General features: G+C 71.7%; 6 protein-coding genes. 5 read left to right on the forward strand and 1 reads right to left on the reverse strand.

The window, feature by feature from the left end:
- Nucleotides 1–22: 22 nt before the first annotated feature.
- Entirely contained in the window at nucleotides 23–1,174 is a 1,152-nt protein-coding gene (gene mtnA / locus ACZ69Q_RS26755) for an S-methyl-5-thioribose-1-phosphate isomerase (protein ID WP_471046322.1), read from the reverse strand.
- 140 nt (nucleotides 1,175–1,314) lie between these two features.
- Here mtnA and ACZ69Q_RS26760 point away from each other — a divergent pair, with 140 nt between their 5' ends.
- The 5 genes from ACZ69Q_RS26760 (at nucleotide 1,315) to ACZ69Q_RS26780 (ending at nucleotide 6,979) form a co-directional block, all read left to right on the forward strand.
- Nucleotides 1,315–2,634, forward strand: coding sequence for a DUF7847 domain-containing protein (locus ACZ69Q_RS26760; protein ID WP_471046324.1), 1,320 nt, complete (start codon nucleotides 1,315–1,317; stop codon nucleotides 2,632–2,634).
- A 100-nt stretch (nucleotides 2,635–2,734) separates the two neighbouring features.
- Nucleotides 2,735–3,481 carry a DUF4129 domain-containing protein gene (locus ACZ69Q_RS26765; RefSeq protein ID WP_471046326.1) on the forward strand — a complete coding sequence of 249 codons (747 nt, stop codon included), beginning with the start codon at nucleotides 2,735–2,737 and terminating at the stop codon, nucleotides 3,479–3,481.
- The gene (locus tag ACZ69Q_RS26770; RefSeq protein ID WP_471046327.1) at nucleotides 3,478–4,680 is read left to right on the forward strand and encodes a DUF4350 domain-containing protein; all 1,203 of its coding nucleotides are present in this window, start codon (nucleotides 3,478–3,480) and stop codon (nucleotides 4,678–4,680) included. Before ACZ69Q_RS26765 ends, ACZ69Q_RS26770 begins: the two co-directional genes overlap by 4 nt.
- The gene (locus tag ACZ69Q_RS26775; protein ID WP_471046365.1) at nucleotides 4,680–5,669 is read left to right on the forward strand and encodes an AAA family ATPase; all 990 of its coding nucleotides are present in this window, start codon (nucleotides 4,680–4,682) and stop codon (nucleotides 5,667–5,669) included. The genes ACZ69Q_RS26770 and ACZ69Q_RS26775 overlap by 1 nt, the downstream gene beginning before the upstream one ends.
- Nucleotides 5,669–6,979 carry a DUF58 domain-containing protein gene (locus ACZ69Q_RS26780; protein WP_471046329.1) on the forward strand — a complete coding sequence of 437 codons (1,311 nt, stop codon included), beginning with the start codon at nucleotides 5,669–5,671 and terminating at the stop codon, nucleotides 6,977–6,979. Before ACZ69Q_RS26775 ends, ACZ69Q_RS26780 begins: the two co-directional genes overlap by 1 nt.
- Nucleotides 6,980–7,123: the final 144 nt, after the last annotated feature.

Below are 7,123 nucleotides of genomic sequence, written 5' to 3' on the forward strand. Positions count from 1 at the left end.
CCGATTGATTCCGGCCGTTACGTCACAACGCCCGCGTCACCTGCCGCGACCTGGCACACAGCTCGGCCAGCGCCTCGGCCGTCACCGGCGACACGACCCCTTCCTCCGTGACGATCGCCGTCACCAGCTCCGGCGGCGTCACATCGAACGCCGGGTTGTACGCCTGTGTCCCCAGCGGTGCCACCGGAATCCCGCCTCCCGGCTCCCCGCCCGCCATCGGCGCCTGAGGCGCGGCGAACTCGGTCACCTCGAACCCGGGCCGCTGCTCGACCTCGATGGACGCCCCGTCCGACGTGTCCGGATCCACCGTCGTCAGCGGCGCCACCACGATGAACGGCACATGGTGATAGCGCGCGAGCACCGCGAGCGGATAGCTCCCCACCTTGTTCGCCACCGATCCGTCCGCCGCGATCCGGTCCGCCCCGATCAGCACCGCGTCCACCTCTCCGGCGGCGAACAGTGAGCCCGCCGCGTTGTCGGTGAGCAGGGTGTACGCCATCCCGTTGCGCGCCGCCTCGTACGCCGTCAGCCGCGCGCCTTGCAGCAACGGCCGCGTCTCGTCCACCCACAGCCGCCTGAGCCGCCCGACCCGCTGCGCCGCGAGCGCCACCGCGAACGCCGTACCCTCCCCGCCCGACACCAGCGCTCCGGTGTTGCAGTGCGTGAGGATGCGGTGCCCACCGCCGGGCAACAGCTCGTCCAGCAGCGCCAGCCCCCGCTCCGCCATCCGTGCGCTGGCTTCGGCGTCCTCCTTGTGCAACGCCCGCGCCGCACCCAGCGCCGCAGCCGCCGCCTGCTCGACGTCCCCACCGCCGGCGAGCGCGGCCCGGTACGCGTCCTGGGCCCGCCGCACACCGAGGGCGAGATTCACCGCCGTGGGCCGGGCACTCGCCAGCGACTCCGCGGCAGCGTCCACGTCGAAGCCACGCGCGGCGGCGAGCGCGACGCCGTACGCCCCGGCGATCCCGAGCAGCGGCGCCCCGCGCACGGCGAGCGAGCGGATCGCCTCCACCAGCGCGGACGCGTCCGTACAGACCAGCTCGACCTCCTCGGCCGGCAGCCTCGTCTGGTCGAGAAGGACCAGTACGGGACCTTCGGGTGGTTCGTCCCATCGGATCGCCGGAATCTCGATCGGCCTGCTGTCCTCGCCGGATTGCGCGTGCTGATCAGCCATACGGTCAGTCTGCCCCGTGTACGGCGGACAATTGAAGGTGCGCAGCCCATACCGCGGCCGGTACCCATCCGACCACCCCATGGCACGATGGCTGCCAACCTGCCGCCGCGACCGCGGACGGGCACCGTGAAGGAGCGACGATGAAAGACACTCCGGGCTGGGCCTCGCCCGGATCCGCCCCGTCCGACGGACAGGAACCCGGCGCGTCCGGTCCTGCCGAGCCCGCAAACCGCCCCGACCCCGCGCAGCAGCCGGGAGCGGACCCACAGGGCTCCGGCCCGAAGTGGTCCAAGGAGCAGCCGCCACCCGGCCAATGGTCCGCCCCGACCGGGGCACCGGCGCCCGGCCAGACCCCACCACCGCCACCGCCCGGCCCGGGCTGGGGCGCTCCTCCCGCCGGTCCCGGAGGCCACGGCGGCCACCCGGGCTACGGTCCCGGCGGAAACAGCGCCTGGGGAAGCGGCTGGGGCGGACCTCCGCCCGCGGCCAAGCCCGGCGTGATCCCGCTGCGCCCGCTCGGCGTCGGCGAGATCCTCGACGGCGCGGTCTCCACCATGCGCACCTACTGGCGCACGGTCCTCGGCATCTCCCTGGCCGTCGCGATCGTGACGGAGATCCTCGTCATCCTCCTCCAGGGCTTCGTCCTGAACGACCGCACCAGCACCGATGCCCTCAACGACCCGAACGCCAGCCTCGACGAGCTGACCCGTGCCATGGGCGACGCCATGCTCAGCTCCAGCGTGATCTTCCTGATCTCGATGATCGGCGCGATCGTGGCGACGGCTCTGCTGACGACGGTCACCAGCCGAGCGGTGCTGGGCAAGTCGGTGACCACGCGGGAAGCCTGGCGCGACGCCGGCCCTCAGGTGCCGCGCCTCTTCGGCCTGCTCTTCCTGCTGCTGCTCATGACCTTCGGCGTGGTCTTCGCGGGCGCCCTGCCCGGCATCCTCGTGGCCGCCACCGGAGCCGGCGGCGCAGGCGTGGCACTCACCATCCTCGGCGTCATCGGCGGTTTCATCGTCGCGCTGTGGCTGTGGTTCCGCTTCTCCCTCGCCTCCCCGGCGCTGATGCTGGAGAAGCAGGGCATCGTCAAGGCACTGAGCCGCTCCGCCAAGCTGGTCCGCGGTTCCTGGTGGCGGGTCTTCGGCATCCAGTTGCTGGCCACGATCATCGCGAACATCGTCGCGGCGATCGTCGTCATCCCCTTCACCTTCCTCGCCGCCGCCCTCAGCGGCGACGCCGGCGCGAACATCCTGGACGGCACAACCGACCTCGGCTGGACGTTCCTCATCGTCAGCGGCGTAGGCTCGGTCATCGGCTCCATGATCACCTTCCCGATCACGGCCGGCGTCACCGTCCTGCTCTACATCGACCAGCGCATCCGCCGCGAGGCCCTCGACCTCGAACTGGCCCGCGCGGCCGGCGTCCAGGACTACGGCACCAACACACCGGGGAGCTGAACGGGTGGGCTTCGCGGGGGGAGTTCTCACAACGGCGTCACCACTGGCGGACACAGCCGTACGCACCTTGCTCGACGCCGGCGACGCAACCGTGCGCACGATGATCGGCGCCGCCGGCACATCCGTACGAGCACTGTCGCGCTCCGCCGACACGCCCGTACTGTCGCTGCTCGCGCGCTCCGACGACGAACCGCCCCTGACCATCCCGCGCGACCCCGCGAGGGAAGCGGCACGGCGCGAGCTGTCCAAAGGCATGTACCACGAGAACGAACCCAGTTGGTTCCAGCGCGCCCTGGACGCCGTCTGGGACTGGGTCGAGGACCTGTTCAACAGCGCCTCGACCGTGACGCCCGGAGGACCGCTCGGCCTGGTCGTCGTCATCCTGGTCATCGTGGCTGTGCTCGGCGCCCTGTGGTGGCGCCTGGGCACCCCACGCCGCCAACCCACCTCCTCCGCCGCCCTGTTCGACGACCGCCCCCGCAGCGCCGCCGAACACCGCGCCGCCGCAGAGGCACACGCCGCCCAGGGCCACTGGAACCAGGCCGTCCAGGAACGCATGCGCGCCATCGTCCGCTCCCTGGAGGAACGCGCACTCCTCGACATCCGCCCGGGCCGCACCGCGGACGAGGCCGCCGCCGAAGCGGGCCGCTCACTGCCCGCCCACACGGACCGACTGCGCGCCGCCGCCCGGGACTTCGACGACGTGACATACGGCGGCCGGACCGCGACCCAGCAGGCGTACCAACGCATCGCGGAACTCGACCACGACCTGGAGAACACCAAGCCCCAGCTCGCGAGCAGCGCCCCCAGCACGGCGCACAACGCCCGCCAGGGAGCCGCCGGATGACCACCGAGGCCACGCCCCCCTCCACCTCGGCCTCGCCCACCGCCCGCCGGCTGTGGACCCGCGCGCGAGGCGTCGCCCTCGCCGCCGTGCTCCTGCTGGCGGCCGCCGTCGTGATCGCCACGATCCGCTCCGACGCCCGGCACGGCGCCCTCGACCCGCGCTCGGCCGACCCCAAGGGCAGCCGGGCCGTCGCCGAACTCCTCGCCGACCGCGGCGTGGACACGCGCGTCGTCACCACCCTGGACGAGGCACGTGAAGCGTCCGCAGCGGACACCACTGTCCTGGTCGCCGCCCCCGACCTGTTGACGCACCGTCAACAGTCCTGGCTGCGCTCGGCCACCGCAGCCACCGGCGGCCGCACCGTCCTCATCGCCCCCGGTAGCTGGTCCGTCGAACGCCTCGTCCCCGGCGTCACCGCGGACCCCGCCACCAGCCTCGACTCGGAGCTCGCCCCCGACTGCGCCCTGCCCGCCGCCCAGCGCGCCGGCACCGCCGACCTCGGCGGCATCCGCTACAGCACGACCCACCTCAACGCCGACGAGTGCTACCCCAGCGAGCGCCTGGCCACCCTCCTGCGCGTCCCGGAGACCACCGGGGACGGCGACACCGTCGTCCTCGGCGCGCCCGACATCCTCTACAACGAACGCCTCGACGAGCAGGGCAACGCCTCCCTCGCCCTCCAACTCCTCGGCTCCCGCCCCCATTTGGTCTGGTACCTCCCCTCACTCTCCGACACGTCGGCCGCCGACGAGGACGACGAACGCAGCTTCTTCGACCTGCTCCCCTCGGGCTGGCTCTGGGGCACACTCCAGCTCTTCATCGCAGCAGCCCTGGCCGCCCTCTGGCGGGCACGCCGACTGGGCCCCCTGGTACCCGAGAAACTCCCCGTGGCGATCCGCGCCTCCGAAACCGTCGAAGGCCGCGCCCGCCTCTACCGCAAGGCGAACGCCCGCGACCGCGCGGCCGCCGCTCTTCGCTCCACCACTCGCACGCGCCTCGCCCCCCTTGTCGGTGTCCCCGTCTCCCAGGCGCACGCGCCCGAGGCCCTGCTCCCCGCGCTGTCCGCCCACCTCCACAACCACGGAGACGGACAGACCCTGCACACTCTCCTCTTCGGCCCGCCGCCCGGCGACGACGCGGCACTCATCTCCCTCGCCGACCAACTCGACGCCCTCGAAAGAGAGGTACGCCGTCCATGATGGACCCGACCACTGACAACGCCGGGAACACCGGGGACCCGGGCACCGCCCGCGCCTCCCTCGAAGCCCTGCGCGCCGAGATCGCAAAAGCCGTGGTCGGCCAGGACCCCGCCGTGACCGGCCTCGTCGTCGCCCTCCTCTGCCGCGGACACGTACTACTAGAAGGAGTCCCCGGGGTCGCCAAAACGTTGCTCGTCCGCGCCCTCGCATCCGCACTCGAACTCGACACCAAGCGCGTCCAGTTCACCCCCGACCTCATGCCGAGCGACGTGACGGGCTCCCTCGTCTACGACGCCCGCACCGCCGAGTTCTCCTTCCAGCCCGGCCCGGTCTTCACCAACCTCCTCCTCGCGGACGAGATCAACCGCACCCCGCCGAAGACCCAGTCGTCCCTCCTGGAAGCCATGGAGGAACGCCAGGTCACGGTCGACGGCACACCTCGCCTGCTCCCGGACCCGTTCCTGGTCGCGGCGACCCAGAACCCGGTCGAGTACGAGGGCACCTACCCCCTCCCCGAAGCCCAGCTTGACCGTTTCCTCCTCAAGCTCACCATCCCGCTCCCCTCCCGCCAGGACGAGATCGACGTCCTCACCCGCCACTCCGAGGGCTTCAACCCACGCGACCTCCGCTCCGCCGGCGTACGCCCTGTAGCAGGCCCGGCCGACCTGGAAGCGGCCCGCGCGGCAGTGGCCAAGACGACCGTCTCCCCCGAGATCACGGCCTACGTCGTCGACATCTGCCGAGCCACCCGGGAATCACCGTCCCTGACCCTGGGCGTCTCCCCGCGCGGCGCCACGGCCCTCCTCGCCACCGCCCGCGCCTGGGCCTGGCTGACCGGCCGCGACTACGTCATCCCCGACGACGTGAAGGCCCTGGCCCTGCCCACCCTCCGCCACCGCGTACAGCTCCGCCCGGAGGCCGAGATGGAAGGCGTCACCCCCGACTCCGTGATCAACGCGATCCTCGCCCACGTCCCCGTCCCCCGCTGATGGCACTCACCGGACGCGCCGCACTCCTGGCGGCCCTTGGCTCCCTCCCGGTAGGCATCTGGGACCCGAGCTGGACGGGCATCCTCGCGGTCAACGCCCCCTTGGCGGCAGCCTGCGCCTGCGACTTCGCACTCGCAGCACCGGTACGTCACCTGCGCCTGACCCGCTCCGGCGACACCTCCGCGCGCCTGGGCGAGACGGCCGACGTCACCCTCACGATCACCAACCCGTCCGGTCGCCCCCTCCGTGCCCGCCTCCGCGACGCCTGGCCCCCCAGCAGTTGGGAGCCCGGCACGGAAATGGCGGCCTCCCGCCACCGCGTGACGATCCCGGCCGGCGAACGCCGCCGGATCATCACGCGTCTACGCCCCACCCGCAGAGGCGACCGCCAGGCCGACCGCGTGACGATCCGCTCCTATGGCCCCCTGGGCCTCTTCTCCCGCCAGGGCACCCACAAGGTCCCCTGGACGGTACGGGTCCTCCCCCCGTTCACAAGCCGCAAGCATCTGCCTTCCAAACTGGCCCGCCTGCGCGAACTCGACGGCCGCACCAGCGTTCTCACCCGAGGCGAGGGCACAGAATTCGACAGCCTGCGCGAGTACGTCCCCGGCGATGACACCCGCTCCATCGACTGGCGCGCTACGGCCCGACAGACCACGGTCGCGGTACGCACCTGGCGCCCCGAACGCGACCGCCACATCCTCCTCGTCCTGGACACCGGCCGAACCTCAGCCGGGCGAGTCGGCGACGCCCCACGTCTCGACGCCTCCATGGACGCGGCCCTACTCCTGGCCGCCCTGGCCTCCCGAGCCGGCGACCGCGTTGACCTCCTCGCCTACGACCGCCGAGTACGCGCCTTGGTCCAAGGCCGCACCGCAGGCGACGTCCTGCCCTCCCTGGTCAACGCAATGGCCACACTCGAACCGGAACTGATCGAGACGGACGCCCGAGGCCTTACGGCCACGGCTCTCCGTGCAGCACCCCGCCACTCCCTGATCGTGCTGCTCACGACCCTGGACGCGGCCCCGATCGAAGAGGGCCTGCTTCCTGTCCTCCCCCAGCTCACCCAACGCCACACAGTTCTGCTCGCATCAGTAGCGGACCCCCACATCGCCCGTATGGCGACGGCCCGTGGAAACACGGATGCCGTCTACGAGGCCGCAGCCGCCGCCCAGGCCCAAAACGAACGCCACCGCACAGCAGATCAACTCCGCCGACACGGTGTAACGGTCGTCGACGCAACACCGGAAGACTTGGCGCCGGCCCTGGCAGACGCATATCTGGCCCTAAAGACAACGGGGCGCCTCTAATTCGAAGTATCCGCAAGGACCCTCTGCCGGAGGGCTCTCGCATAGCCCTTAAACGCAGAAAGGCCCACGCCATAACGGCGTGGGCCTTTCCTAAAATTTGTTCGGCGGCGTCCTACTCTCCCACAGGGTCCCCCCTGCAGTACC

The organism is Streptomyces sp. NPDC036764 (assembly GCF_055609385.1).

Coding starts and splice junctions, on each gene's coding strand:
- mtnA (WP_471046322.1), bottom strand. CDS start 1,174: ATGGCTGATCAGCACGCGCAATCCGGCGAGGACAGCAGGCCGATCGAG.
- ACZ69Q_RS26760 (WP_471046324.1), top strand. CDS start 1,315: ATGAAAGACACTCCGGGCTGGGCCTCGCCCGGATCCGCCCCGTCCGAC.
- ACZ69Q_RS26765 (WP_471046326.1), top strand. CDS start 2,735: ATGATCGGCGCCGCCGGCACATCCGTACGAGCACTGTCGCGCTCCGCC.
- ACZ69Q_RS26770 (WP_471046327.1), top strand. CDS start 3,478: ATGACCACCGAGGCCACGCCCCCCTCCACCTCGGCCTCGCCCACCGCC.
- ACZ69Q_RS26775 (WP_471046365.1), top strand. CDS start 4,680: ATGGACCCGACCACTGACAACGCCGGGAACACCGGGGACCCGGGCACC.
- ACZ69Q_RS26780 (WP_471046329.1), top strand. CDS start 5,669: ATGGCACTCACCGGACGCGCCGCACTCCTGGCGGCCCTTGGCTCCCTC.